Annotated in this window: 23 protein-coding genes and 1 riboswitch; of the genes, 4 read left to right on the top strand and 19 right to left on the bottom strand. The window is 65.2% G+C overall.

Going from position 1 to position 24,983, the window contains the following annotated elements:
- The 5 genes from BA190_RS11680 to BA190_RS11660 all read right to left on the bottom strand — a co-directional run bounded on the left by BA190_RS11680 (position 1) and on the right by BA190_RS11660 (position 5,075).
- The gene (locus tag BA190_RS11680; protein ID WP_068286630.1) at positions 1-1,089 is read right to left on the bottom strand and encodes a phosphotriesterase; all 1,089 of its coding nucleotides are present in this window, start codon (positions 1,087-1,089) and stop codon (positions 1-3) included.
- 16 nt (positions 1,090-1,105) lie between these two features.
- Positions 1,106-2,113, bottom strand: a complete 1,008-nt coding sequence (locus BA190_RS11675; RefSeq protein ID WP_068286628.1) for an ABC transporter permease — start codon at positions 2,111-2,113, stop codon at positions 1,106-1,108.
- A complete protein-coding gene (locus BA190_RS11670; protein WP_068286625.1) occupies positions 2,110-2,928 on the bottom strand; it encodes an ATP-binding cassette domain-containing protein in 819 nt (272 codons plus the stop codon). The genes BA190_RS11675 and BA190_RS11670 overlap by 4 nt, the downstream gene beginning before the upstream one ends.
- Before the next feature lie 283 nt (positions 2,929-3,211).
- Entirely contained in the window at positions 3,212-4,153 is a 942-nt protein-coding gene (locus BA190_RS11665; RefSeq protein ID WP_068286622.1) for a substrate-binding domain-containing protein, read from the bottom strand.
- Positions 4,154-4,454: 301 nt separating this feature from the next.
- Positions 4,455-5,075, bottom strand: a complete 621-nt coding sequence (locus tag BA190_RS11660; RefSeq protein ID WP_068286621.1) for a cupin domain-containing protein — start codon at positions 5,073-5,075, stop codon at positions 4,455-4,457.
- Between the two features lie 139 nt (positions 5,076-5,214).
- Positions 5,215-5,396, top strand: a riboswitch (cobalamin riboswitch).
- A 42-nt stretch (positions 5,397-5,438) separates the two neighbouring features.
- On the opposite strand from BA190_RS11660, the gene bluB reads away from it, so the two are divergent.
- Positions 5,439-6,176: a 5,6-dimethylbenzimidazole synthase gene (bluB, locus tag BA190_RS11655; protein WP_068286619.1), complete on the top strand. Its 738-nt coding sequence runs from the start codon at positions 5,439-5,441 to the stop codon at positions 6,174-6,176.
- Positions 6,177-6,244: 68 nt separating this feature from the next.
- Entirely contained in the window at positions 6,245-6,880 is a 636-nt protein-coding gene (locus tag BA190_RS11650; RefSeq protein WP_156771487.1) for a TerB family tellurite resistance protein, read from the top strand.
- Here the strand turns inward: BA190_RS11650 and BA190_RS11645 are convergent.
- Both BA190_RS11645 and BA190_RS11640 read right to left on the bottom strand, forming a co-directional pair.
- On the bottom strand, positions 6,873-8,132 hold the full coding sequence (locus BA190_RS11645; protein ID WP_068286616.1) for a hypothetical protein: 1,260 nt from the start codon (positions 8,130-8,132) through the stop codon (positions 6,873-6,875). The two genes, BA190_RS11650 and BA190_RS11645, sit on opposite strands and share 8 nt — an antisense overlap.
- Positions 8,133-8,266: 134 nt before the next feature.
- Entirely contained in the window at positions 8,267-9,127 is an 861-nt protein-coding gene (locus BA190_RS11640; protein ID WP_068286614.1) for a DUF975 family protein, read from the bottom strand.
- Positions 9,128-9,510: 383 nt separating this feature from the next.
- On the opposite strand from BA190_RS11640, the gene BA190_RS11635 reads away from it, so the two are divergent.
- Positions 9,511-10,164, top strand: coding sequence for a tetratricopeptide repeat protein (locus tag BA190_RS11635; RefSeq protein ID WP_068286611.1), 654 nt, complete (start codon positions 9,511-9,513; stop codon positions 10,162-10,164).
- Positions 10,165-10,225: 61 nt separating this feature from the next.
- On the opposite strand, the gene BA190_RS11630 is transcribed toward BA190_RS11635, so the two are convergent.
- Positions 10,226-12,403 carry a malate synthase G gene (locus tag BA190_RS11630; RefSeq protein WP_068286608.1) on the bottom strand — a complete coding sequence of 726 codons (2,178 nt, stop codon included), beginning with the start codon at positions 12,401-12,403 and terminating at the stop codon, positions 10,226-10,228.
- A gap of 263 nt (positions 12,404-12,666) precedes the next feature.
- Positions 12,667-14,115: a DHA2 family efflux MFS transporter permease subunit gene (locus tag BA190_RS11625; RefSeq protein WP_082979667.1), complete on the bottom strand. Its 1,449-nt coding sequence runs from the start codon at positions 14,113-14,115 to the stop codon at positions 12,667-12,669.
- Between the two features lie 196 nt (positions 14,116-14,311).
- Between BA190_RS11625 and BA190_RS11620 the strand changes: the two genes are divergently transcribed.
- Positions 14,312-14,584, top strand: a complete 273-nt coding sequence (locus BA190_RS11620; protein WP_245314682.1) for an ArsR family transcriptional regulator — start codon at positions 14,312-14,314, stop codon at positions 14,582-14,584.
- Positions 14,585-14,724: 140 nt separating this feature from the next.
- Here BA190_RS11620 and BA190_RS11615 read toward each other — a convergent pair whose 3' ends face one another.
- From BA190_RS11615 to BA190_RS11570, 10 genes are all read right to left on the bottom strand, one after another.
- Entirely contained in the window at positions 14,725-15,762 is a 1,038-nt protein-coding gene (locus BA190_RS11615; protein ID WP_082979666.1) for an alpha/beta hydrolase, read from the bottom strand.
- 247 nt (positions 15,763-16,009) lie between these two features.
- Positions 16,010-17,305 (bottom strand): glycolate oxidase subunit GlcF, encoded by a 1,296-nt coding sequence (glcF, locus tag BA190_RS11610; RefSeq protein ID WP_068286601.1) that lies wholly within the window; start codon positions 17,303-17,305, stop codon positions 16,010-16,012.
- Positions 17,306-17,440: 135 nt separating this feature from the next.
- A complete protein-coding gene (gene glcE, locus BA190_RS11605) occupies positions 17,441-18,616 on the bottom strand; it encodes a glycolate oxidase subunit GlcE (protein ID WP_068286599.1) in 1,176 nt (391 codons plus the stop codon).
- Positions 18,613-20,079: an FAD-linked oxidase C-terminal domain-containing protein gene (locus BA190_RS11600; protein WP_202908458.1), complete on the bottom strand. Its 1,467-nt coding sequence runs from the start codon at positions 20,077-20,079 to the stop codon at positions 18,613-18,615. The genes glcE and BA190_RS11600 overlap by 4 nt, the downstream gene beginning before the upstream one ends.
- 120 nt (positions 20,080-20,199) lie before the next feature.
- Positions 20,200-20,913 carry a type 1 glutamine amidotransferase gene (locus BA190_RS11595; RefSeq protein WP_068286596.1) on the bottom strand — a complete coding sequence of 238 codons (714 nt, stop codon included), beginning with the start codon at positions 20,911-20,913 and terminating at the stop codon, positions 20,200-20,202.
- A 90-nt stretch (positions 20,914-21,003) separates the two neighbouring features.
- A complete protein-coding gene (locus tag BA190_RS11590; protein WP_082979665.1) occupies positions 21,004-21,666 on the bottom strand; it encodes a hypothetical protein in 663 nt (220 codons plus the stop codon).
- Between the two features lie 73 nt (positions 21,667-21,739).
- A complete protein-coding gene (gene copD, locus BA190_RS11585) occupies positions 21,740-22,621 on the bottom strand; it encodes a copper homeostasis membrane protein CopD (RefSeq protein ID WP_068286592.1) in 882 nt (293 codons plus the stop codon).
- Positions 22,621-23,010 carry a copper homeostasis periplasmic binding protein CopC gene (copC, locus tag BA190_RS11580; RefSeq protein ID WP_245314681.1) on the bottom strand — a complete coding sequence of 130 codons (390 nt, stop codon included), beginning with the start codon at positions 23,008-23,010 and terminating at the stop codon, positions 22,621-22,623. Before copC ends, copD begins: the two co-directional genes overlap by 1 nt.
- An 89-nt stretch (positions 23,011-23,099) precedes the next feature.
- A complete protein-coding gene (locus BA190_RS11575; protein ID WP_068286588.1) occupies positions 23,100-24,470 on the bottom strand; it encodes a PepSY domain-containing protein in 1,371 nt (456 codons plus the stop codon).
- A gap of 83 nt (positions 24,471-24,553) precedes the next feature.
- Complete coding sequence (locus BA190_RS11570; RefSeq protein ID WP_068286580.1) at positions 24,554-24,955, bottom strand: DUF2946 family protein; 402 nt, start codon at positions 24,953-24,955, stop codon at positions 24,554-24,556.
- Positions 24,956-24,983 lie beyond the last annotated feature (28 nt).

Raw genomic sequence — 24,983 nt, 5'->3', positions numbered from 1 at the left:
TCACGCTGCAGCGGAGAACACGGATTTGGGATTGTCGACGAGCATGCGGTCGATGGCCTCCTGCTCCACGCCGTGGCGCAGGAGGCGGGGCACGAAATGCTTGAGGATGAAGCCGTAGCCGAAGCCGCCATAGCGGGTGAGCATGATCTTCAGGAAGACGTCCTGCGACAGCAGCAGGCGGTCGGTGAAGCCCATGTCGACCAGCGCGCGGATCGCCGTGGCGTTCTGTTCGTCGGAAGGAGACTGGGCGTCCTGGTCGGCAAAGTAATAGTCCATGCCGATCATGTCGTATTCCAGGAAGGCACCGCGCTCGGCCAGGGCCCGCTGATAGGCCAGGTCGGCATGGCTCGGATTCATGTGGCAGAGCACGGTGTGCCTGAGATCGGCGCCTTCGGCCTCGACGATGTCGAGCACGCGATGGCCGAGACGCTCCCAGCCGGGCAAGTGGATGGAAAGCGGCAGGCCGGTGATCCCGGCAGCCCGCGCCGAGGCGCGCAGCGACTTCTCTTCCTCTGCCGTGAAATCTTTGCTGACGCCGACTTCGCCGATGATCCCCGCCATGATCTGCGGCTGCTCCTCGCCGCCGCCGACATCGTCGACGATGAACTGCGTCACCGCCTCGACATCCATCGCCTTCAGCCAGTCCGGATGGGTTGGCTCCAGATAGAAGCCGGTGCCCATGATGATCTTCATGCCGGAGGCGCGGGAGATGCGCGCCAGCTTCTCGGGCGCGCGGCCGATGCCGATATTGGTGGCCTCGATCACGGTGTGGCCGCCGAGCGCCTGGAAGCGCTTGAGCTCGGACAAGGCAAGGTCGCTGTCGTCGAGCGAGACATTGTCGCGGTTCATATAGGGGTTCATCCGCAATTCGCCGATGATCTCGATATTCACCGCCTGCTCGGCGATCGCCTTCTCGTCGGGGTGGCACGGGCATTTCCAGGTGCGTGCGCCGTCGAGCAGGATGTGCTCGTGCATCAAGGTGATGCCGAGATCGTCCACCGGCACCGGACCAAGCACCGTCATGGCGGTGCCCGATTGGATGCCGATCGGCTTGCGCTCCGCTGGGCGGGGCTGGAACAGGTGATCCATGCTCAATGGCTCCGGTTCAGTGGCTTCTCATGGCGCCCTTGAACAGGCGGAAATTGAGCCAGATGGCGATCAGGATGATCGAGCCGGTGACGATGGGTGTCAGGAAGGGCGACATATGCGCCAGCACCAAGCCGTTGGCGATCACCGCGACCGTCAAGGCGCCTAGTACCGTGCCGACGACCGTACCGCGCCCGCCGAACAGGCTGGTACCGCCCAGCACTACCGCGGCGATGACGTCGAGTTCGAAGCCCTGGCCGGCATTGGAGGAGCCGGAGCCGAGGCGCGCGGCCAGGATGACGCCGGCGGCGGATGCGGTCATGCTGGAGAGAATATAGACGCACAACACCACGAAGCGGGTGTTGATGCCGGCGCGCCTGACGGCCTCGGCATTGGCACCCACGCCGGTGACATAGCGGCCGAAGGGTGTCCGGTTGAAGACGAGGAAGGCGATCACCAGCACCACGAGGGCGATCAGGGCCGGCACAGGCATGCCGAGGAACCAGGCGCGACCGATCGCGGTGAAGGGGCTCTGCGCCTCGACCGGGATCGAATAGCCCGCCGTGATCAACAAAGCGAGGCCGCGGATCACCGACAGGCCGGCCAGGGTGACGATGAAGGCGGGGATGCGCTCATAGGCGATGAAGAAGCCCTGTATGGCGCCGATCACCCCGCCCATCGCCAGCATCAGCACGATGACGAGCGGCCAAGGAATGCCCGCTTGCAGCGAGGCCGCCGACAAGGTTGCCGCGAGTGCCAGCACCGAGCCGACCGAAAGATCGATGCCGCCCGTGGTGATTACGAAGGTCATCGCAGCCGCCACGATCAGGAGCGGCGCCGACTGGCGCACGATGTTGAGGAGGTTGGGGGCCGTGAGGAAGGCCTCGGTCCAGATCGAGAAGACCAGGCAGACGAAGATGAAGAACAGGGCGATCGAGATGATGCTACCATTCGCCATCGCCTTGTCGCGCCAGCGGGCCTTGTGGACGCGCGGGCGATGGGCGGGGGTGGTGGACGAGGCCGTCATGCGCGGGCTCCGTTGTCTTGGTTAGAGCCGTTCGTTTGGGCGGCGGCGGCGGAGCGGGCGCTGAATTTGCGGCCGACGATGAGGTTGACCACCTCCTCGATATTGGTGTCCTCGATCCGCCGCTCGGCGACATTGCGGCCCTCATACATCACCTGGATGCGGTCGCAGACGAGGAAGAGGTCCTGCAGACGGTGGGTGATCAGGATCACGCTGACGCCGCGGGCGCTGACGGTGCGGATCAGTTCGAGTACCGCCTCGACCTCGGCGACGGCCAGGGCGGCCGTGGGTTCGTCCATGATCAGCACGGAGGGATTGAAGGACGCGGCGCGGCCGATGGCGATCGACTGGCGCTGGCCGCCGGAGAGGTTCTCGACCTTCAGCCGGGTGTCGGCGATGACGATGCCGAGCTTGTCGAGCATGTCACGGGCCTCGCCATGCATGCGGCGCTGGTCGAGGAAGGGTACGCCGAGGATGCGGTGCCTGGGCTCGCGGCCGAGGAAGAGATTGCCGGCGACGTCGACGCTGTCGCACAGCGACAGGTCCTGATAGACCATCTCCACTCGCGCGGCGCGGGCATCGGCGGGCGAAGAGAAGGACTGCACCTTGCCGTCTATCTCGATCGTGCCGGAGTCGGGGATCACGGCACCCGAGAGCACCTTGCTCAGGGTCGACTTGCCGGCGCCGTTGTCGCCGACCAGCCCGAGTACCTCGCCGGGCCTGAGCATCAGCGATACGTCGTCCAGGGTCTGGATCGTGTTGTATCGCTTGGAGATACCGGTCATCTTGACGCGGTAGGGTTCGCCACTGTCCATCATGGTCCCGCCTGGCAATGAAAAGTCTGTCCCGAGTTCTCCGGGCGCTTGCCCAATGAAGTTCAGGAAGCCTTCTCCCCTTGCGGGAGAAGGTGGCGCGAAGCGCCGGATGAGGGGAGATACGCAGCCTTGTCGGACATTCGCCAACACCCCTCATCCGACCTCGCGTCGCGAGGCCACCTTCTCCCGCAAGGGGAGAAGGAAGTCGCGTCTCGTTTGGCACTGTCGAGAGATGTTCATGCCCCTGCACTCTCGCATTGGAAAGTGACGAAGGACGCTCAGCCCGTTACTTGAACATGCCCCGGAACTTGTCGACGTTCTCCTTGGTGACGATCGTCACGGGAACGTTGATGATCGGCTCGATCTTCTCGCCCTTCTTGAGCTTGGCCAGGGCTTCCACCGCGGCCTTGCCTTCGCCGGCCGGATCCTGCTGGATCACGCCGGTCACCCAGCCCTGGTCGATGCCCTCGATGGCCTGCTTGGTCAGGTCCCAGCCGAAGACCTTGACGCCCTCGGTGCGCCCCTGGCTGGTCACGGCGGAGACGGTGCCGAGCAGGGCGGGCTCGCCGGTGGCATAGAGCGTGGTCATGTCGGGATTGGCCGTCATCAGGTTCTCGGCGGCGCTCAACGCCACGTCCTGCACGTTCTGGCCGTCGACGGTATCGAGGAAGGTGACCTTGAGGCCGCTGGCCGTCACCGCCTTCTTGAAGCCATCCAGCCGCTGGTTCTGGATGTAGGAATTGAGGGCGCCCACCACGCCGATCTTGGCGGTGCCGTTGAGCTTGGACTTGACGTAGTCGGCGTAGAATTTGCCGATGTCCTCGCCCGCCTTGAGATTGTCGACGCCGACGAAGGAGACATTGTCGCCGTCGGGGATCTGGGCGTCGATGGCGATGACGGGAATGCCGGCCTTCTTGGCGGCGGTGATGGCGGGCTTCACACCGTTGACGTCGATGGCGATCAGGATGATGCCGTCGACCTTCTGGGTGATGTAGTTCTCTATCGCGTCGTTCTGCGCACTCGGGACATTGTTGGCGTTGAAAATGACGAGCTTGGCGCCGGCTGCCTTGGCGGCGGCCTCCGCGCCTTCGTTGATCTGGTTGAAGAACAGGGCCTGCTGGTTGATGGTGACCAGGGCGAAGGTGTCGGCCAGGGCGGACACCGATCCGAGGGACAGCGTCAGGGCTGCCGCTGCCGCGCATCCGGCGAGATATTTTGAAAGCCGCATTTCAGTTCCCTTCATGGATGGCCCGTGCCGGGCTCATTCTCAGTTCTGACATCCACATCATTCAAGAGACTTGAATTCATGTCAAGTTACTTGAATGGCGGTTTCAGGGATTCTTGAAACGCCGATGGCGGAGGGCTTTGGAGAGGCTAGAGAAGAAACGCTTCAGTCATCCCCGGCGGGGCCAGAGGCTCCGGGAAGGGGAACCAGAGCAAGGGGCTCCGTTTGCCCCTGGATTCCCTTCCCGCCGCCTTCGGCGGCGCCGGGAATGACAGAAGCGTCTTATTTGCTCCTCGAGGTTTCCTCAGAAAGTGGCGGGCGTGTTGACCCAGAAGATGCTGGCGCGCTCCGTTCCGGTGTTGCGATACCAGTGCGGCAGTTCCGACTTGAACACGAAGGTATCGCCGACGGAGAGCTTGAAGGTGCGCTCGCCGACCATCAGCTCCACGGTTCCGGCCAGCACATAGCCGACCTCCTCGCCCTGATGCTGGATCGGCCCGGCGCTCTCGCCGCCGGCTTCGATGTGGTGAATGTTGCACTGAAGGAGATGGCCGGAGGAATAGGGGATCACCCGTTCCAGCGAGATGCCTTCGCCGCGCCGGAGCGGGTCCAGCGAGATCAGCGGGCGCGTGCCGGCGCGAAAGACGATGCCCTCCTCGCTGTCCGTCTCCTCGAACATCCAGCCGATATTGGTGCCCAGCACCTCGACCAGGCGGTGCAGCATGGGCAGGGAGGGGGAGGCCTTGCCATTCTCGATCTTGGACAGGAGGCTTTCCGAGCAGTCCGCGGCCGTCGCCAGGGCCTTCAGCGTCAGCCCCCTTGTCTGCCGCGCCAGGCGAAGGCGCGTGCCGAGGCGTACCGGATTGGCCTGTTCCAGGGGATCGGGCTGATCGCCGGCGCGCCGTTTGAGATCGATCTTGTTCATTTCGCGATTGCCAGGATGCTGCATTGCCCGAAAGCCTAGCGCGCGATTCTAGGGCACAAGGGCGCGTGCTGTCCACTTCGCTGCCGCAATCGGCGTCGGAACTGCTCGCGCGAGGCTGGGCAGCCGCCACCTCCCATGCTACATCCGCAAGACCTTCGGTGCCCGCTTGCGGGAGAATCGGGAACGCGGTTCGAAGCCGCGACGTGCCCAACGCTGTAAGGGGGACTATCCGGGCAGGTTTCAGGCCACTCGCTCTGCGGGGAAGGCGTCCGGATGGGTGGATCCCAAGTCAGAAGACCGGCCGGAGGCGATAGATCGGCGTGCGCGGACGGCGCGGCGATTGCCATCGTAAGGGGAACAGCGATGGAGCCTTCCAAGCAGGCGCTTGCGCCTTCGGGTCCGTTTTCGCCGGCCGAACGCGAAGCCGTCTATCGCGCCATCTTCACCCGGCGCGACGTCCGCAGCCAGTTCAGTTCGCAACCCGTGCCGGACGACGTCCTCGCCCGCATCCTGTTGGCCGGACATCACGCCCCCTCGGTCGGCTTCATGCAGCCCTGGAGCTTCCTGGTGCTGCGCTGCCCCGAGACCCGCCACAAGGTGCAGGCCCTTTTCGAAGAGGCCAATGCCGAGGCGGTGGCGATGTTCCCGCCCGACAAGCAGGCGCAATATCGTTCGCTGAAGCTGGAAGGCATCGTCGATGCCCCGGTCAATCTGTGCATCACCTGCGATCCCGACCGGGCCGGCCCCGTGGTGCTCGGCCGCACCCATGACATGGCCATGGACCGCTACTCCACCGTCTGCGCTGTGCAGAACATCTGGCTGGCAGCGCGGGCCGAGGGGATCGGGGTGGGCTGGGTCAGCATCGTCGATCCCATGCGCCTGCGCGAGGCGCTGGGCATTCCCGAACGCGTGGTGCCGGTCGCCTATCTGTGTCTTGGCTATGTGCACGAAGCCTATGCCCGGCCGGAGCTGGAGGTGAAGGGCTGGCGCCAGCGTTTGCCGCCGGAGGCCGTACTGAGCTTCGATGGCTGGGACGGGCGGCAGCCCGACCATCCCTTGCTCGCCGCCATGCGGGCCGCTATGGGAGATGCAGCTTCATAGAGCAAAGCGCAAAATGCTTTGGAGTGGCCGGCGCAGATAAGCGCCGTCCCGATCGGATGATACGGGCGATGGATTTCCTGCGTAAGAATGCGATCTGGATCATCGCGCTGCTGATTGCTAGCCTGGTTCTGCTGGAGGGGCCGAGGGCGATCCTGATCGGGGCTTTCGTGGCCGCTGTGGTCGGCCTGTTCTGGCTTTTGCGTGGCAAGGCCCGCAAGCCGGCGGCTGCCCGCCGGCTCGAGGCCGGGCCGAAGGTGGTTCCCCTCCCGCTCGACCGCGGCGCCGATACCGTCCGCCCCCAGGCGCTCGAGCGCGTTTCTCTCAAGACCATCGACGATCCCAGGCTCGCCGCCGTCGTCCTGATGATCCAGCTCGTCCGCACCAATGGCCTGCTGACCCAGGCCGAGCGGGACACCATCCTCGCGCTGATGGCCGATCCGCTCGGTGTCGACGACCGCGAGCGTGTCTATGAGCAAGCCCTGCAACTGACGGATCGCGGCTGGGTGTTCACGCCGGTCGCCGAGGAGTTGGTACCGCTTTTCCGCGCCCGCCTGTCCCTGTCCGAGCGCCAGCAACTCGTCGACATGCTGGGCGAGGTCGCCAATGCCTATGGCGAGGCCAGCGATTTGCAGCGCGAGGCGATCGTCCGGCTGAAGCGGCACCTTCTGGCGCCGGATGCCGCGGCCGGGCGCTCGCTCAATTGAAGTAGAAGGCGTAGCTCGCGACGTCGCCGCCGAAGATGCGGGTGGCCTGTCCCCAGGCCTCGGCGTCCATCACCTTGCCATCGTCGAGGTAGGGCAGGGCACCCGGGCCGGTGATCCACAGCACCAGGTCGAAATTGCCGGGCCGCTCGAACACCCCGGCGAGATTAACGCCCTTGGTGAAGCGCCAATGCGGCATCAAGAGCTTGCCATCCAGCACCTCGTCGACCTGGCCGAGCAGCGCGAGCCATGAATCGATGCGCTCCTGTGTTACTTCCATGGAAGGCAGGACGCCGCTCTTCTGCCGGGGGCCGGGCAGCCATTCGTGGTCGTCGTCGGTTTCCTTGGCGATCAGCGCCCAGGTCTCGCGATTGAGCTGGATCACCGTCTTGAAATGGCCGCGGACTTCCAGCCACATCGCCTTGTCGGCCACCGGCCAGTCGATGGTGTGCACCAGGCTGATCAGGTCGGCGATGGCGTCGGTGTCGCGCTTGCTGGTACCGAACAGGGTCGTGCCCAATCCGTCGCCGTCTTCAGCGCCATTGGCCTTGGCAAGACCGCTGACGGCGCGCGGAAACAGGCTGCCGAAGCCTGCGTCCCAACTGCGCGACATGTCGTGCGACAAGAGGGTCTTGGTCAGGGCCATCAAGAAGTTGCAATAGCCGCGCAGCCATTTGGCGTCCGCCGTGTCGAAGGCGACTATGAAGGGCTTGGGCTTGCCGGCATCGTCGAGGTCGGAGATCGCGGCGCCGATATGGTCGCGCTCGTCGATGATGCCGTCGCCGTTCCAGTCGAAGCGGGTGACGGAGAGATCGACCGTGAGCTTGGCCTCGATGTCGCCGACCTCTGCCAGGGTTTGGTCCGCCTTTTCGAGGTCGGCCACGAAGGTGGTGAGGATGCCGCGAAAATCCTGATAGGTGATGGGCTGCGGATCGGGATTGGTGCTGAAGACGGTACCTGACAGGCCGAGCAGGCGCATTGCCGGGATTTCGGTTGCAAAGCCATATTTGTAGAGGGCTTGCGACAGATGTTCGAGCGCCCGTGCCGTGCGTACCATGCCGAGGCCGAGTCTGGCGTCGGCATTGCCGCTGGCCTTGGTGGCGAGGGCCAGCATTTGCTCGTCCGCCTCGCTGATGCGGCCCTTGCCGAGATAGCTCTGGAACAGGGCCGAGGCCGCATTGTCGGCCCTGGCCGGCGCGAGAGAGACCGCCACCGTCAGCGCGGCGGCCATGGCCCATGTCAGCAGATAGCGCATCGTCATTCCCGTCGGGGCACGGCATACACCGGGAATCGGAGGGAGCCTGCCTGAAAGATCGTTGGATAGGGCATAGGCCGCGAACGCCGCAACGACTTTACGGCGCCGAGGAAAGAGCTCCCTCAGTACAGGTCTCAGTCGAACACACCAGCCACGCTGCCGGTCAGGTCGACGCCATCCTTGAGTACCCGCAGGCGATAGGCGGCAATGGAATAGACCCCGATCAGCCACGAATACATCAGCGGCAGGACGAGCAGCATCATGATCAGGGCTGCGATGCCGCCACCGGGCCCGAATATCCGTGCCAGAACATTCACGACCAGGAGATAGGCGAACCAGATCACCCAGGTGAGGAGCATCATGCCGAACAGAGGCCAGCGATACCCCGCGCTGAGATAGCGGCTGCGGCCGAGTGCGCGGATCGGCCCGACATCCTCGTTGATGCAGATGACGAAGGAAAGCAGATAGGGAAAGACCAGATAGAGCGCGAAAATACCGGCGATCAGCATGGCGACGATGACGAAGCCGGGCGGGGCGCCAATGCCGAAGAAGACCAGGCCGAGCAAGGCGGCAACCAAATAGAGCGCGATATAGGCAAGCAAATAGATCAGCAGCAGGCCGAGGGCTGGCAAGAATCTCTTGGCACCGGCGATACAGGCTGCCAGCACGGGTTTGGCCGGATCGACGTGGCGATCATGGATCAGACGGATCAGTGCACAATAGAAAGCGAGCGACAGGAAACATGCCGCGAGGAGCAAGAGGTAAAATATGCCGATGCTTCTTGCGATGGCCGACTCGACAGCGAGCTGATCGCCATACAAGGCGGACCAGAAGAACGAGCCAAGCAAGCCGAAGAATATGGCGAAGACCGCCAGCTGCAGCAGGAGAGACCAGCCGTAGTTGCGCAGGCTGACGCCGAAGGCATCGGAGATGATCTGCCCGATGCCCAGGGGGCTGCTTCCTGGATGTTCGGATGATGGCGAGGCGACTGACATGAGAGCTCCCCCTTGCTCATGATCAACACAATCGGATCTTCGATCCGGCCGGCACGATTGAAAGGTCAAGGCTCCAACAGAAATGGCTATCCGTTTCGGCAAGTAGAGTGCAATGACGCACGCTATCCTAGCGGCTTCGATTCAGAAACGGAGTCCCGTGCGTCACACCTGATACTGCGGGGAAAACCGATCCATGTCGTCATGGCAAGACGCGTTCGGGCGTCCGAGCCTATCTGTTCCAACGCCTTGTTTGGCTATGCCTTTGCGTTTCTCATGGAATCCGCCAGATCGCAAAAGGTCCTGATGCGGGCCTGGATTGACCTTTGTAGCCCGATCCGCCACAAGGTCCGGCAATCTCTCCTGCCCCATCCGGACAACGCAGCATGGCCGCCGAAGCAAAGTTGAAGAAAGCCGTCGAGCATCATCGCGCAGGCCGGCTCGATGCCGCCGAGGCCGCTTATCGCGAGATCCTGGCCGGTCGCGCCGGGGACTTCAATGCCCTGAACCTGCTCGGCACGCTCCTGCTGCAGCGCGGCGCCAATGACGAGGCCGAGAAGGTGCTTCGCCGGGCGGTCGAGGTCAATCCCGGCAGCGCCGACGCTCAGATGCGGCTGGGGCTCGCCAATCGTGGCCTCGGCAATGAGTCGCGTGCGGAATATTGCTTCCGCTCCTCCCTGAAGCTCGACCCCAAGGCGGCCGATACCCATTATAACTACGGTAATCTGCTGGCTTCGCTCGAGCGCGGTGACGAGGCGCTGCAGGCCTATCTGACCTGTCTGAAGCTCGAGCCGAACCATGTCGAGGCCCATATCGGCCTGGGCGACCTCCTCCTGCACAACCAACGGGCCGAGCCGGCCGCTGCCCATTACCAGCAGGCCGTGGCCTTGAGGCCCTCCTCGCCGGAGGCCCTTGTCGGCCTTGGCCGTTCGGCCCGCGCTCTCGGTAAAACCGAGGAGGCCCGCAAGATTTTCGAAAGACTGGTCGAGCTCGATCCCGAGCATGCCGAGGCCAGGCAGACCCTGGCCGAACTGGGGTAATCGTCGTTCCTCACCCTCCCTTTCAGGGGAGGGTGAGTTCTCATTTTACAGCTCGACAGAACTAGGCCTGTGCCGCCTTGAATTCGCGCCGGCGCGCGTGGAGCAGCGGTTCGGTATAGCCCGATGGCTGCGAGCGGCCCTCGAAGACCAGATCGCATGCCGCCTGGAAGGCTATCCCGTCGAAACCAGGAGCCATCGCACGATAGTGGGGATCGCCGGCGTTCTGGCGATCCACGACCTCCGCCATACGCCGCATGATCTGCCTGACCTCATCTTCGCTCACGATGCCGTGGTGGAGCCAGTTGGCGACATGCTGCGCCGAGATGCGGCAGGTCGCGCGATCCTCCATCAGTCCGACGTCGTTGATGTCAGGCACCTTCGAACACCCGATGCCCTGGTCGATCCAGCGCACCACATAGCCGAGGATGCCCTGCGCATTGTTCTCGACCTCGCGGCGGATCTGCTCGGGCGTCCACTTCTGGTAGCTTGCGACCGGGATTTCGAGGATCGTCTCGACATAGGCCCGCCTGCCGCCTTTCGCCAGCGCGGCCTGCACCGCGAAGACGTCGACCTTGTGGTAATGCAGGGCGTGGAGCGTGGCAGCCGTCGGGCTGGGGACCCAGGCGCAATTGGCGCCCGCCTTGGGATGCTCGATCTTGGCTTCCAGCATGGCCGCCATCTTGTCCGGCATCGCCCACATGCCCTTGCCGATCTGGGCCTTGCCCGAAAAGCCGCATTGCAGGCCGATGTCGACGTTCTGGTTCTCGTAGGCGCCGATCCAGTCCTTGCGCTTGATGAAGTCCTTGCGGCTGAACGGGCCGGCCTCCATCGAGGTATGGATCTCGTCCCCGGTACGATCGAGGAAGCCGGTATTGATGAAGACGATGCGATGCTTCGCCGCCCGAATGCACTCCTTGAGGTTGACGCTGGTGCGGCGTTCCTCGTCCATCACCCCCAGCTTGACGGTATGCTTGGGCAGGCCCAGCACCGCTTCGACATGAGTGAAGACCTCGTCGGCGAAAGCGACCTCGTCGGGACCGTGCATCTTGGGCTTGACGACATAGACCGAGCCGGTGACCGAATTGCGCAGGCCCTCGGACTTTTTCAGGTCATGCATGGCGATCAGCGTGGTCACCATCGCATCCATCAGGCCTTCGAAGATCTCTCCGCCATCCTGGTCGAGGATGGCCGGATTGGTCATGAGATGGCCGACATTGCGCACCAGCATCAGCGCCCGGCCCTTGATCGAGACTTCGCCGCTATTCGGTGCGGTGAAGGTCAAGTCCGGGTTGAGCTTGCGCGTCATTTCGGCACCATCCTTGCGGAAGGTCTCCGTCAGCCCGCCCTGCATCAGCCCCAGCCAGTTGCGATAGGCGACCACCTTGTCCTCGGCATCGACGCAGGCAACCGAATCCTCGCAATCCATGATCGCCGAGATGGCGCTCTCCAGCCGGATGTCGGCAAGGCCTGCCTGGTCGCGGCTGCCGATCGAGTGGGCCCGATTGAAGATCAGCTGGACGTGCAATCCATTGTTGCGAAGGAGCACGGCGTCGGGCGCGCGCGGGTGGCCGCGATAGCCGATGAATTTCTCCGGTTGGAGCAGCGGCAGGTCGTCGACCAGAAGCGCGCCGTTGCGGATATGATAGCGCCGGGCATCCGCATGGCTCGTACCCTCGAGCGGGAAGGCCTCGTCGAGGAAAACCCGCGCCCTTGCCACGACGCGCGCGCCGCGGCCTCGGTTGTAGCTGCCGGCGGGCGGCGGGCCACCGCCTGCGTCGGTGCCGTAGAGGCTGTCATAGAGGCTGCCCCAGCGCGCATTGGCGGCGTTCAGCGCGAAGCGCGCATTGGTGATCGGCACCACGAGCTGGGGACCTGCAACCGTGGCGATCTCGGGATCCACATTCTCGGTCGCGATGGTGAAATTGTCGCCCTCGGGTAAGAGATAGCCGATCTCGGTGAGGAAAGCCTTGTAGGCTTTGCGGTCATGCGGCTGGCCGTGATGGGCGAGGTGCCAGGCATCGATCTGGGCCTGCAGTTCGTCGCGCCGCTGCAAGAGCGCCTTGTTGCGCGGTCCGAAGTCACGGACCAGCGCAGAGAAGCCATCCCAGAAGGTCTGTGCCTCCACTCCCGTGCCGGGCAGTGCTTCCTGCTCCAGAAAGGACGCAAGCTCGGGCGCGACGAGCAGGCCGCCGCGTGCCACGCGTGTGGCCGAGTGTCCGGCTTCAGCCTTATCGTTCATGGTGATCCCTTATCAGTCAGCAATTGTCTTGATCATGGCGAGTCTGGTTGTGGATACGCCAAACATCCCCGGTTGGGTATCGAATTTCCATCTGATGGCAATGCTGAGACGGTCACACTCTCCCAGAGCCAGAACAGCGAGCGTTGCGGCGAAACCGCAGTTTGGCAACGGATTCGAGGAGGGCTTCATCCAGGCTGCCCGCCCTTTTCTCAAGGCTTGCCGGCGCGGCGGGACGCTCGCCGTCGCACATGCCTGGAGTCTCCTTATGGCGTGGGCATTCGTTTGATGCACGACGCGCCGAGCAGCAGGGCGACGAAGAGACCGAAGGCGGCGACCCACATGGCCGTGCTCATGCCGGACAGGGAACTGCCGCCTGCACCGATCACGCCGAACACCGCAACGCCGACCGCGCCTCCGGTCTGGCGGAGGGCGTTGAGAACGCCGGAGGCGATACCGGCACGGGTCTTTTCCACCGTGGCGAGCAGGGCGCCGATCATGGCGGGCACGGCGAGTGCCATGCCGAAGCCGATGAGCAGCAGCGGCCACCAGATATGGGCGTAGCCGGCATCCCCCCGTAGCTGCAGTGCCAGGGCGACGAAACCGAAGGTGTCGATGGCGAGGCCGAGCACGATGGGCAGCCGATTGCCCCAGCGCACGGCCACGCGCCCGGACATGATGTTGGTGATCGCGATGAGGCCGGTCATCGGCAGGAAGGCAAGTCCAGCGCTCAGGGGAGACATGCCGAGCCCATCCTGGAAATACAGGCTGAGCAGGAAGATGGCGCCGTAGAAGCTGACATTGAGCAGGGTGCCGATCAGGGCTGCGGCCGTGAAGATCGGGTTGCGGAACAGGCTGAGCGGCATCATGGGCTCTGCCGTCCGGGCTTCCACCGCCAGGAATAGCGCGCCTGCCAGGAGAAAGACGGCGATGGCGCCGAGAATGGCGGGATGGCTCCAGCCCAGGGGCTCGCCTTCGATGATGGCCGCCGTCAGCGCCACCACGGTCAGGATGCCGAGGATCTGGCCCGGCAGGTCGATGGCGCGCGCATGGCGCTCGGTCGTCTCCTCGGTGAAGCGCAGTGCCATCCACAGTGCGAGCAGGCCGACGGGCAGATTGATCAGGAAGATGCTGCGCCAGCCGAACAGGGCGATGAGCAGGCCGCCGAGCACGGGACCTGCCACCATGGCCAGGCCGCCGACCGAGCCCCAGACACCGATGGCCTTGGCGCGTTCGGACGGGTCGCGATAGGCATGCACCACCAGGGCCAGCGACGGCGGCATCAGCAGGGCGGCGCCGATGCCTTGCAGCACGCGCGCGGCAATCAGGGCGGTGCCGCTCGGCGCAAGGCCGCAGGCGAGCGAGGCGAGGGTGAACAGCGCCAGGCCGAGAAGGTAGAGACGCTTGGCTCCGAAGCGGTCGCCGAGCGCGCCACCGGTGAGGAGCAGGCCGGCGAAGGCGAGGGTATAGCCGTTTACCACCCATTGCAGCCCGGCGACGCCGTCCGCCATCAGGCCACGTATCTGGTCGAGCCCGACATTGACGATGCTGACGTCGAGCTGCACCAGCGCAACACCCAGGCTGAGGGCGGCCAGGCGAGCCGCCGGACGGACCGGCCTTCGCAGGCCGGAACCGGCCGGTTCCGTTGCGGATGCCCAAACCGGCTCGCTTCCGGTCCCGCATGGTTCCGGTACAGCAGGCTGCAGACTGGTCATGATGAAAATCTCTTCTTGAATAATTATCGCGTCGGCGATGTCATTTGAGTATGATATTATTCATACCTAGAAGTGGTTCGATTGGCAATCGACCAATGCGGGATCCAGTCTCCTCAGGGGGCGGATTGCAAGGGAGGCGATAATACTCGACCAGGACGATCACCCCAGCCGGGAGGAGATCACTCTCGGCCCCATCTTGGCAGCGCTTGCCGATCCGCATCGGCGCCGCGTGGTGGCGACGCTCGTGCTCGCCCCCGACGGCACGGAGATCGGCTGCTCGTCCTTCGGCCTGCCGGTGACCAAGGCCACGCGCACCTATCATTTCCGCATGCTGCGCGAGGCGGGCCTGATCGGCATGGTCGACTACGGCAATTGCCGCAAGACCTATCTGCGTCGGGCGGATATCGAGGCGAAATTCCCGGGCTTGCTCGCCTGGGTGGTTGCCGAAGCGGAAGCCGCATCGGGTTGAGAGTTCGCCTTCGAGTGCCGGACAGAGATTTGAGATTTGGTCATCCATGGGCAGCTCCGAGAGCATGATGCTCTTGAGACACCCAATTTTAGCGGCATGAAGACCAGGATGTTTCGGCGGCAGCCGAAACATGCCTGTCGTCAGGGCGAGCCCTTCGCCGTCGGGCAGCCCGGCAGGTCGAACAGGGCGGCGAGCCCGCAGGACGAAGTCAGCATCTTGTCGCCGTTATGGCCCACGCCCTCGACCAGCCACAGGCTGTGGCGGGGCGTGCCGCCGTCACGCTGGCGCATCGCCGAGACATAGGCCTCACCGCGGGCCAGGCGGTAGGGGCCTTGGGCTTCGGCCATGCAGGTCTTGTCGAGCGCGGGGTGGTTGGGATCGGTGTCGGCGGTGCCGAGCAGGTAGATCACGCGCCGGGCGGTATAGGTCCTCTCCAGCGCATCCGGTGAGGGCGAGGCGAGGTAGGACGGGCGGGCCTGCATGCCATATTTCCAGTCGTCGAAGCCCTGGCAGGCGGCGGCGATATCAGGCGTTGGTCGCTCGGCCGAGAAGTAGGCATAGGAAGAGGGATTGGCGACGACATAGCGCACGCCGATGCCTGCGGCGGCCAGCGTGCTTTCGCCCTTGCCGGCGATGGCGTAGCGCTGCACGACCTGCCCGCCACCGGAATGGCCGGCGACCACCACTTCCCGCAAATGCGGGAACAGGCGGCGATCGGCAAGGCGGGCCAGAATGGCATCGAGGGCGGCAAACGAACTCACCGGCTTGGGACCGAGGGCATTCTCGCCCCCCTGCCAGCTCGTCAAAGTCCAGCGCAGGATGCCGGGCGGCAGGTCGAAGGCCTTCGCGTCCACCTTGGCGAGGAATTGCGGCGCGATCATCAGGCTGGTTTGCCCCGCGGTGCCTGCAGCGGCCTGGGCCTTGAGGGCCGAGCGGAAATAGACGTCGGCGTCGCGCAGCCTGCCATGCAGCACCAGGACGGCGCGATCGACCTGCGGCAAAGGCTTGGACCAGTCGGCGGAGACATAGAGCGGCAGTTCGCCGCCACCGGGAACGGCGATGCGACCATCGGCGATGACCTTGACCGGCTTCTCGTTGGGAGCCCGCTCGTCCTGGGCAAGGGCCGGGTTCGGTAGCGCGAGGAACAGGGCCAAGAGCAGGCCGGTCCATCTTGTCATTGCATTCTCCATCGTTGCCGGGAGTATGCTGGGATCGCAGGCATCCCAGCCCATAGGCGCTAACTTAGCGAGTGGAGGCGCCCGAAACGCGGTGTGCCGATCTCCAGATCGGCATCTTCCTGCCAGCAAGCACGGCGTTTCCAAGATGGTCGATCTGGAGATCGACCCACCAAACGAGCATCAAGCCCTGCAAAGCTGGCGCCTATGGGCAGGGATGCTTGCGATCTCAGAACCTGCCATCCCTGGACTACAATCCTCCTGGTTTCGGCCCTCCGGTTGCCCAATCCAGGAGTTCCACCGTGTGCACGATCGGCGTCGTCGTTCCCTGCGCCAGCTGCGTCATGCAGCCGATATTGCCGGCGGCGATGATGTCGGGCCGGGTGGCGGCGATATTGCCGAGCTTGCGCTCGCGCAGGCGCTCCGAGATCTCGGGCTGCAGCATGTTGTAGGTTCCGGCCGAACCGCAGCACAGATGGGCTTCCGCCGCCTCCTTCACCACGAAGCCGGCGCGCTTGAGCAGGGTCTTGGGCGCGGTCTTGATTTGCTGGCCGTGCTGCAGCGAGCAGGCGGCGTGATAGGTGACGGCCTGGCCCGTTGTCACCGTCACCGGCAGCGGCGGCAGGGTCTCCAGATATTCGCTGATGTCCTTGGCGATGGCGGAGACGGCGGCGGCCTTGTCGGCGTAGGCGGGATCGCCGCGCAGCATGAAGCCGTAATCCTTGATGGTGGTGCCGCAGCCCGAGGTGGTGATCAGGATGGCATCGAGCCCTTTTGCCATTTCCGCCGTCCAGGCGTCGATATTGGCCTTGGCATAGGCGAGTGCGGCATTCTCCTTGCCCATATGGTGGACGAGGGCGCCGCAGCAGCCTTCGCCCTTGGGCAGCACAACCTCGATGCCATGGCGATTGAGCAGGCGGATGGCGGCCTCGTTGATGCCGGGGGCCAGCTCCGCCTGGGCGCAGCCGGTCAGCAGGGCGATGCGGCCCTTCCTCGCCGTCTTCGGCGCGAAGCTGCCGGGGCGCGTGGCTGTTGAAGCTGATGGCAGGGAGGCGGGTGCGAGCGCCAGCATGGCGGCAAGGCGCCTGCCCTGGGGCAGCCGCGCCGCCAGGCCTGCGAAGGGGCGGCCGAGCCGCGCCAGCGCCATGCTCCAGCGAAAGGCTCGCCGATTGGGCAGGACCTTGGCCATCAGCGTGCGCAGCAGGGCCTCGCTGGCCGGGCGGCGATAGGTCTTGTCGATGTGGGCTCGGGCATGGTCGACCAGATGCATGTAGTTGACGCCCGAGGGGCAGGTCGTCATGCAGGACAGGCAGGACAGGCAGCGGTCGACATGCTTGACCACCTCTGCCGTGGCCGGCTTGCCGCCTTCGAGCATGTCCTTGATCAGGTAGATGCGCCCGCGCGGGGAATCGAGCTCGTCGCCGAGCAGCACATAGGTCGGGCAGGTGGCGGTACAGAAGCCGCAATGCACGCAGGTGCGCAGGATCTGCTCCGATTCCTTCATATGCGGGTCGGCGAGCTGGGCCGGGGAGAAATTCGTCTGCATGCGTTGATCCGGTCCAGTTATGCCGTCATTGCGAGCGTAGCGAAGCAATCCACAGGCCTGCAAGCACCGTATCTGGGACTGCTGGATTGCTTCGCTGCGCTCGCAATGACGCGACACAGATTGTGTTGTTGCTACTCAATCCAGCCGCCCGGTATTGAGGATGTTGGCGGGGTCGAAGGCCTGCTTCACCCTGGCACTCAGGGCGGCGAGCGGCCCCTCCTGCGCACCGAAATGAAAGGAACCGGCCCGGAAATCGGCGCTGGCCTTGATCAGCATGGCATGACCGCCCTCGGCTTTGGTGGCCGAGACGATCGCCTTGGCGAATTCTGCCGTCTCGGGTGCCAGCAGCCAGATCAGGCCGCCGCCCCAATCGTAGAACAGCCTGATCTCGCCGAGCCAGCGCAGCGAGGCGCCCAGGGCGGCGGCCTTGGAAGGCGCCACTGAGAGACGCCAGATCATGCCGTCCTGCTGGGCCAGCGGCGCGACGTCGGCGATGTCGAACCAGAAGCTGCGGCAATCCTGCTGCCCGAGCGCGGCATGGTCGCCGAAGCGCTTGAGCAGGCTGCCGAGCTGTTCCTGCCGATAGGCGATCGAGCTTTCGAAATTTTCCAGCCGCAGCACCGTCAGGGCCGTGCCGGAGGCAAGATCGGCCGGCACATGCGCGGCCGCCGAAACCTCGAAGGGACTGCCGAGGCCCGCGGACATCAGGGCGACGGCCTGGCCATCGTCGAGGCCCTGCCAGACCAGGCTGGTGCTGGCCTCGGGCTTGGGCAGCACCTTGAAGATCGCCTCGGTCAGGATGCCGAGCGTGCCCCAGGAGCCCGCCATCAGCTTGGTCAGGTCGTATCCGGTGACGTTCTTCATCACCCGTCCGCCATTCTTGATGGTCTCGCCCTTGCCGTTGACGAAGCGCACGCCGATCAGGCTGTCGCGGCAGGCCCCGGTGACGATCCGGCGCGGCCCGGAGAGATTGGCGGCGACCAGGCCGCCGACCGTGGGCTCGTGCGGAGCGGTATCGAGCAGTCGCCGCCAGTCGCCCGGCTCGAAGGGCAGCATCTGGCCGCGGGCGTCGAGGGTTGCGGTGAGCTCCGCCAGGGAGGTGCCGGCCCGAGCACCGATCACCATCTCGGCTGGTTCATAGAGCGTGATGCCGGTGAGGCCCCGCGTCTCCAGGGTGGCGGTGGCGGCCACGGGCCTGCCGATGCCCGCCTTCGAGCCGCCGCCGGTCACGGCGAGGGGAATCTTGTTCCGGAAGGCTTCGCCGACGATGCCGGCCATTTCCGCTTCGCTGGTGGGGGAGAACAGGGTCATGCCGCCCAGCCTCCGGGCTTCATGTCGAGCGGGAAGACCTTGGCCGGGTTGAGCAGCCATTTCGGATCGAAGGCGAGCTTGAGGTCGCGCTGCTGGTCGAGATCGATCTCATTGAACTGTTCGCGCATCAAATCGCGCTTCTCGATGCCGACGCCGTGCTCGCCGGTCAGGCAGCCGCCGGCCTCCACGCACAGGCGCAGGATGTCGAAGCCACAGGCCTCTGCTTTCTCGCGCTGGTCGGCATCATTGACGTTGTAGAGTACCAGGGGATGCAGATTGCCGTCGCCGGCATGAAAGACATTGGCGACGCGCAGGCCATGGCTTTCGGTGATCTCATCGATGCGCTTGAGCACCATCGGCAACTGGCCGGTCGGGATGGTGCCGTCCATGCAGATATAGTCGGCAATGCGGCCGGTGGCACCGAAAGCCGATTTCCGCCCCTTCCAGATCGCGGCGCTTTCGGCTTCCGATTTGGAGATCTTGATCGTGGTGGCGCCATGCTGGCGCGCCATGGTGGAGATCAGGCCGAGCAGCCGGTCGATCTCGGCATCCGAGCCCTCGACCTCGATGATCAACATGGCGCCCGCATCGAGCGGATAGCCGGCATGGGCAAAGCCCTCGGTGATCTCGATGGCGAGCTTGTCCATATATTCGATGGCGACGGGAATGATGCCCGAGGCGATGATGGCGGCGACGCACCGCCCCGCTTCCTCCGGGGTGGCGAAGCCCACCAGCATGGGGCGAGCGCCCTCGGCCGTCGGCAGGATGCGCACCACCGCCTCGGTGACGATGCCGAACTGGCCCTCCGAGCCGATGACGATGCCGAGCAGGTCGTAGCCATCGGCATCCATGGCGTCGCCGCCGATGTCGAGGATCTCGCCCGCCATGGTCACCAGCCTGACGCCGAGGATGTTGTTGGTGGTGACGCCATATTTCAGGCAATGCGCCCCGCCGGAATTCATGGCGATGTTGCCGGCGATGGTGCAGGCGAGCTGGCTGGAGGGATCGGGTGCGTAGAAGAAGCTCTCATGCGCCACGGCACCGGAAATGCCGAGATTGGTGATGCCGGCCTGCACGCGCGCCAGCCGGTCCTCGAAACGCAGCTCCAGCACCTTGCTCATCTTGGAGAGGCCGACGACCACGGCGTCCGCCTGGGGCAGGGCCCCGCCGGCAAGCGAGGTGCCGGCACCGCGCGGGATGACGGGAACGCCCTCCTGGTTGAGGAATTTCAGGATCGCGGCGACTTCCTCGGTGGTCTCGGGCAGCACCACGGCGAGCGGCACCGCGCGATAGGCGGTGAAGGCGTCCGTCTCATAGGCGCGGCGCTCGTCCTCGCTGACGATCAGATTCGCCGCAGGCACTAGCCCGGCCAGCCCGTCGACGATCGCCTGCCGCCGCGCCAGGATGGCAGGGTCGGGAGGCGGCATCGGAATGCCGGTGGTCGATGGGGTGCCTTCAGGCATGGTCGGTTTCCTCCTGCAGCGCCGAATCCCGCACCGCGCCGATGCACTCAGCCCTACCAGGGGCCATTTTTACGGCCTCAAGGTAGTAATCATGCATGTCCTATTGAATTTTTGCCGCCATTATCGCGCGAGCCGCATGAAATTTCGATAGACAATGGCGGCGTTGGCCTCGAAGCCCTCGGCATGGGCGGCGATGTCGGCCTGCAATCGCTCCATGGCGCCTTCGCCATTGCTCCGCTCCAGGGCGGCCTTGTATTCGGGCACGCAACCCCATTGCTGCACGGCGGCGTTTTCCGCCTCGACATGATATTGCATGCCCCAGGCGCGCGGCGCGGCACGAATGGCCTGGACCGGGCAGAGGGGCGAGGAGGCCAGCACGTCGGCGCCCTCGGGTGGCTGGGCCACGCGTACAGAATGCCATTGCAAGGCCCGAAAGCGCGGCGCGAGGCCCTCGAACAGCGGGTCCGCCTGGCCGGCTTGCGTCACATCAACGTCGAAGACGCCGACTTCGGAAGGGATCTGCGGCCCGCAGGTGCCGCCGAGCGCGTCGGCCAGAAGCTGATGGCCGAGGCAGATGCCGAGATAAGGCCTGCCAAGCTCGCGTACCCAGCGACGGATGACGCGCTTCTCCTCCACCAGCCAGGGAAACTGGTCGACGTCCCAGACATCCATGGCGCCACCCATGACCCAGAGCGCGTCATAGGGCTCGAGTGCGGGAATGGTGCTGCCCTCGTCGAGCTCGACCGCATCCCATTCCACGCCGTCGCGGGCGAAGAAGGAGCGGAAAATGCCGGGATGCTCGGAAGCGAGATGCTGGAGGACGAGAATACGCATGGCGGTGTGAAAGCCGTCGCTAAACCAATGGTCAGACCATCCGACAGGCAATCATCGCTTCGTGCAAGCCCTATTATCGCCCGCAAACCCTCATCCCGCCGGCAGGGGACCCGAAACGGGCGCGGTGCGTCGCCGCAGGCCGAGCCAGAGGGCGCCGCCGATCAGAAAGGCGAGGCCGCCGAAAGTCGCCAGGCTCGGCGGATGTGCTGGCACTTCGCTCCAGCGCGGAGACACCACGTCGGCGGTGTTGAACGCCTCGCTGCTGAAGCGGCAGAGCACCAGTGCGGCATTGTTCCGGATCATGTCGAGCCCGACCTTGTCGACGAGCGCGCGCACCTCCGCGCGGTCCCCACGCGTCTGCCTGAGCTCGAGGAGCAGGGCCTGCGTCCCGGCGAGATAGGCGTGGCTGCATTCGTTGAAGGGGCTTTCCTCGTCCTTCAGGCTGCCCGGCACCAGGCCGCGGAAGCAGAAGAAATACTGCCAGTCGACGAAGGCACGCAGCCGGCGCGCGGTTTCGTCGAGGCCGGTCTGGCGATCGGCCACGGCGAGAATCGCGGTCATATTGTCGGCGATGACGGCCATCTGGCCGTGGGTGAGATTGGGAATGGGGATCCCGGCCCCGCTCCCGTCGCCGCCGGAGGACTGGCGATGGGCGTCGGCGGAGGTCACGAACAACAGCACTGCGAGCAGCAGGGCGCCGATCAGACGACAGGCGAAACCAGCTCCTCCGCTCCTTGCGCTGATGCCCGGCATTCCAGCCCCGCCTTTGCTCGATCCTGCCCACGGATATCCGTTTGGGAAGGCAAAGCGCGGCGCGGGCGCTCTGTCAAGCCGGCTCGATAATGCCGAACAGGCTGACGAGCCCCAGCACGCCCATACCGAGCAGGAGTTCCAGGCAGGTCAGGCTGGCCAGCAGCCGCAGGGTCTGGGTGCGGGCGAGGCGGATCCGGGGCACGAGCCAATAGCGGTTGGCCGACGCGGTGGCGATCATCGCAGCGACCAGTCCGATCTTGGCTGCGAGCAGCGCCTGATAGGGCGAAGACCAATCAGCCGGCGGATGCCCGAGCACGAAGGCCGTGTTGGCGATGCCGGTGACGACCACGAGCGAGACGGCGACGTGGCCGGCGGTCGAGAAGCGGCGCAATGCCCGGCCGGCGCTGGCAGAGGGAGGCGCCTCTCCGAGCATGGCCAGGCAGGGCAGAAGCGGGATGAGGGCGCCGAGCCACGCGCCGGCGGCCAGCAGGTGAAGCATGTGATTGCCCCTCTGCAGAAAGCCGGGCCAGCCGCTGAGCATGGCGGCATGGCCGGTCAGGGCCAGGCTGGCGAGCAGCAGGCCTGAACAGCAGGCGATAGCCGGCAGGCGACGTTCGCCGAGAAGGAACGCTGCCGGCAGGCACACCGCGAAGGCCAGCCGCCATTGCCAGGCCCGGCCGAAGCTGCTGTCGGCCAGCACCGAGGCCAGCAGGGACGGATCGAGCGTATCGGCCCAGCCATCGCCGATCTCGCCGGTCTTCAGCATGAGCCAGGCCAGCGTGGTCGCGGCGGCGAGGCCTGCCGCCGCCGTCAGCAAAAATCTCAACCGCACCTCGAGCCGGCCGGCCAGCTCCTTCGGCGCCAGCACGGCGAGAAAGGCGCTGGCGCCGAACAGGACCATCGCGGCGGCATAATGCAGGAAGCGACAGGCCTGGAGGGCGGTTTCGAGATCCATCAGGGCTTCACGTCGAAGGAATAGCTGCCCTTGACCTTGTGGCCGTCCTTGGAGAGGACGTGCCACTGCACCGTGTATTTGCCCGGCGCGAGCTTGGCGGCGACCGGTACGGAGAGGCTGGCCTCGTCATTGCCGGCATGGGCGGCATCGCCGGTCACGATAGCCTTCTGGTCGGGGCCTGTCAGGCTGACGCCCGAGAATTTGAGATCGACGCCTTCGCTGAAATGCAGCTCCAGGTTTGCAGGCGACGCGACTGCGCTGTCGCCGGCCGGGGCCGAGGATTTCAGATGGGCATGGGCGAGGGCCGCGCCGGTCGCTCCGAGGCCGAGGGCCAGGGCGAATGTGAGGGACGAGACCTTGCGGGTGACGGACATGATTGGAACCTTCATGGATTGCTCCGCCCGGAACGGCGGAAGGAAAGGAAGTGGCGTTGGTCGGCCGGGGCGGGGAGCCGCCTCGAACCCGGGGCGCTCGCCGGTCAGGCAAAAGCGCGGCGCAGAGGCGGCACGGAGCGGATGACGAGAAGATCCAGCGCCACCATCGCGACGATGGCAAGGCCGGTGATCGGGAAGGCGAGGCCAACGGCGATGGCGACGATCCACAGGCCTCGATAGATGCCGGGATCGCTGGGATAGGGTGGCACGCCGAGCCTGCCGGTGGGGCGGCGCTTCCACCACATCATCACGCCGGAAACGCTGGCGAGGATGATGGCAAGGCAGGTCGCCAGCATGACGAGCTGGTTGGCAAGGCCCCATTGCTGGCCCTGATGCACGTTGATGCCGAACTCGATCGCCTTGGCGATACCGCCGAAATCCTCGAATTTGAGATCGATGATCGGCTTGCCCGAATATTGGTCGATATGAATGGTGCGCTCCTTGGACAATTCGTCCGGGAAGATCGCCGCGGTGTAGACGCCGTTTTCTTCGGTCGGCAAGGCCATCTCGAAGCCGGGCGCAATGCCGAGGTCGCGCGCGACGGCGACGGCGCGGTCGAGCCCGATCGCATGGGTATAGGGCTGGGCCGATTGGGGCACCGGCGAATTCTCCACCGTCCAGCCCGCCTTGCTGACGACGTCCTGCAGCGGGACGGTGGAACTCGGCGTCTCGTCCCAGAGCTGGGTCGGGTAGCCAAGGCCCGCCTGCGTCGCGAACCCGTTGAGCTGCTTGCCCCAGAAGCCGGCCCAGGGCAGGCCGCTCGCGGCCAGGAAGAAGATCACCAGCCCGGCGAAGGCGCCGGTGACGGCATGAAGGTCGCGCCACCACACCCGGCGTGCCGGCGTGCCGCGGACAGTCACCACGCCGCCGCTCTGGCCGCGGGGCCACCACAGATAGATCCCCGTCGCCACCAATATGAGGGCAAAGCCGCCGATGGCCTCAATCAGCCGGTTGGTGAAGGTGCCGAACAGTTCCAGGCTGTGGATCTTCTTGATCAGCCACATCGGTTCGCGGTCGGCGCGCAGCGTATCCAGCACGGCGCCGCTATAGGGGTCGAGGTAGACGTAATGTTTGCCGCTGTCGTCCTTGTAGGTGACCTTGGCCGAAGATGTGGCGTCGGCAGGTTCGGCATAGGCGGTTGCGGCGGCCTCGGGCCGGCCGTCGAGGGCCCTGTCCACCAGCTCTTCCGGCGACAAGGCCGGCGTGCCGGGATTGGCGACGACGGTTCGATGGGCAAAGAGCGTGTGGTTGATCTCGTCCTTGAACAGATAGAGCGAGCCGGTGACGGCCAGCAGGATCATGAACGGGACGCAGAGGAGGCCGGCATAGAAATGCCAGCGCCAGATCGCGCGCTGCAGCGACAGGCGCGCGGGCGGAGCGACCGCAAGGGTTTCCGCGCCGTGGGAGATGGTCATGGCTGTGTCCTGAATTGCCCTACGCCCGCGCAGGGATGCGCGTGCAGCGTTAGGCCGAAAACAAAAGAGAGGTTGTTCTCAGGTCATGCCACCGGCGGACCGCGCGGCTGGGCGGCTGCGCGATGGAGGGAAGGAGGAATGCGGGTATCCGCCGTCCGGTTGGCGAGAGCTACCGCGACGGCCAGGCGCCGCGGCAGGTCGATACCGGAAGGCGCGGCAGGCCCGCCGAAGCCGGGGCAGAGGATGCAGCACTCGGCCTCATGGCCACGATGATCTGCGGGCGGGCCCGATCCTGCATCGGTGATGCCCATGCCGTTGCCAGCACAGACGATTTCGAGCGCGGCGAGGTTGCGGTCGAGCGTGTCGGCCCGCAATTGCGGCGCCATCAGCACGCCCATCAGCAGGGTGTTGACGAGCAGCGCATAGACGGCGAGGGCCGTGATGGCGGCCTTCGTGATGTCCCTGCCTATGCGCGAAACGTGCACCGTCGCTGGTTCCTGATGGGTCTTATGG

Origin of the sequence: Labrys sp. WJW (assembly GCF_001676615.1) — a bacterium.
Classification (GTDB): Bacteria; Pseudomonadota; Alphaproteobacteria; order Rhizobiales; family Labraceae; genus Labrys; species Labrys sedimenti.
This window is presented reverse-complemented; position numbering and strand designations above follow the sequence as displayed.

Excerpts from the sequence above, each read along its gene's own strand:
- bluB (WP_068286619.1), top strand. The coding sequence starts at position 5,439 with ATGGAGCCTTCCAAGCAGGCGCTTGCGCCTTCGGGTCCGTTTTCGCCG.
- BA190_RS11575 (WP_068286588.1), bottom strand. The coding sequence starts at position 24,470 with ATGACCATCTCCCACGGCGCGGAAACCCTTGCGGTCGCTCCGCCCGCG.
- BA190_RS11600 (WP_202908458.1), bottom strand. The coding sequence starts at position 20,079 with ATGCCTGAAGGCACCCCATCGACCACCGGCATTCCGATGCCGCCTCCC.
- BA190_RS11645 (WP_068286616.1), bottom strand. The coding sequence starts at position 8,132 with ATGCGCTATCTGCTGACATGGGCCATGGCCGCCGCGCTGACGGTGGCG.
- glcF (WP_068286601.1), bottom strand. The coding sequence starts at position 17,305 with ATGCAGACGAATTTCTCCCCGGCCCAGCTCGCCGACCCGCATATGAAG.
- BA190_RS11640 (WP_068286614.1), bottom strand. The coding sequence starts at position 9,127 with ATGTCAGTCGCCTCGCCATCATCCGAACATCCAGGAAGCAGCCCCCTG.
- BA190_RS11615 (WP_082979666.1), bottom strand. The coding sequence starts at position 15,762 with ATGACAAGATGGACCGGCCTGCTCTTGGCCCTGTTCCTCGCGCTACCG.
- BA190_RS11625 (WP_082979667.1), bottom strand. The coding sequence starts at position 14,115 with ATGACCAGTCTGCAGCCTGCTGTACCGGAACCATGCGGGACCGGAAGC.
- BA190_RS11590 (WP_082979665.1), bottom strand. The coding sequence starts at position 21,666 with ATGCCGGGCATCAGCGCAAGGAGCGGAGGAGCTGGTTTCGCCTGTCGT.
- BA190_RS11670 (WP_068286625.1), bottom strand. The coding sequence starts at position 2,928 with ATGATGGACAGTGGCGAACCCTACCGCGTCAAGATGACCGGTATCTCC.
- BA190_RS11595 (WP_068286596.1), bottom strand. The coding sequence starts at position 20,913 with ATGCGTATTCTCGTCCTCCAGCATCTCGCTTCCGAGCATCCCGGCATT.
- BA190_RS11680 (WP_068286630.1), bottom strand. The coding sequence starts at position 1,089 with ATGGATCACCTGTTCCAGCCCCGCCCAGCGGAGCGCAAGCCGATCGGC.
- BA190_RS11660 (WP_068286621.1), bottom strand. The coding sequence starts at position 5,075 with ATGAACAAGATCGATCTCAAACGGCGCGCCGGCGATCAGCCCGATCCC.
- BA190_RS11630 (WP_068286608.1), bottom strand. The coding sequence starts at position 12,403 with ATGAACGATAAGGCTGAAGCCGGACACTCGGCCACACGCGTGGCACGC.
- BA190_RS11650 (WP_156771487.1), top strand. The coding sequence starts at position 6,245 with ATGGATTTCCTGCGTAAGAATGCGATCTGGATCATCGCGCTGCTGATT.
- copD (WP_068286592.1), bottom strand. The coding sequence starts at position 22,621 with ATGGATCTCGAAACCGCCCTCCAGGCCTGTCGCTTCCTGCATTATGCC.
- BA190_RS11665 (WP_068286622.1), bottom strand. The coding sequence starts at position 4,153 with ATGCGGCTTTCAAAATATCTCGCCGGATGCGCGGCAGCGGCAGCCCTG.
- BA190_RS11635 (WP_068286611.1), top strand. The coding sequence starts at position 9,511 with ATGGCCGCCGAAGCAAAGTTGAAGAAAGCCGTCGAGCATCATCGCGCA.
- copC (WP_245314681.1), bottom strand. The coding sequence starts at position 23,010 with ATGAAGGTTCCAATCATGTCCGTCACCCGCAAGGTCTCGTCCCTCACA.
- BA190_RS11675 (WP_068286628.1), bottom strand. The coding sequence starts at position 2,113 with ATGACGGCCTCGTCCACCACCCCCGCCCATCGCCCGCGCGTCCACAAG.
- glcE (WP_068286599.1), bottom strand. The coding sequence starts at position 18,616 with ATGACCCTGTTCTCCCCCACCAGCGAAGCGGAAATGGCCGGCATCGTC.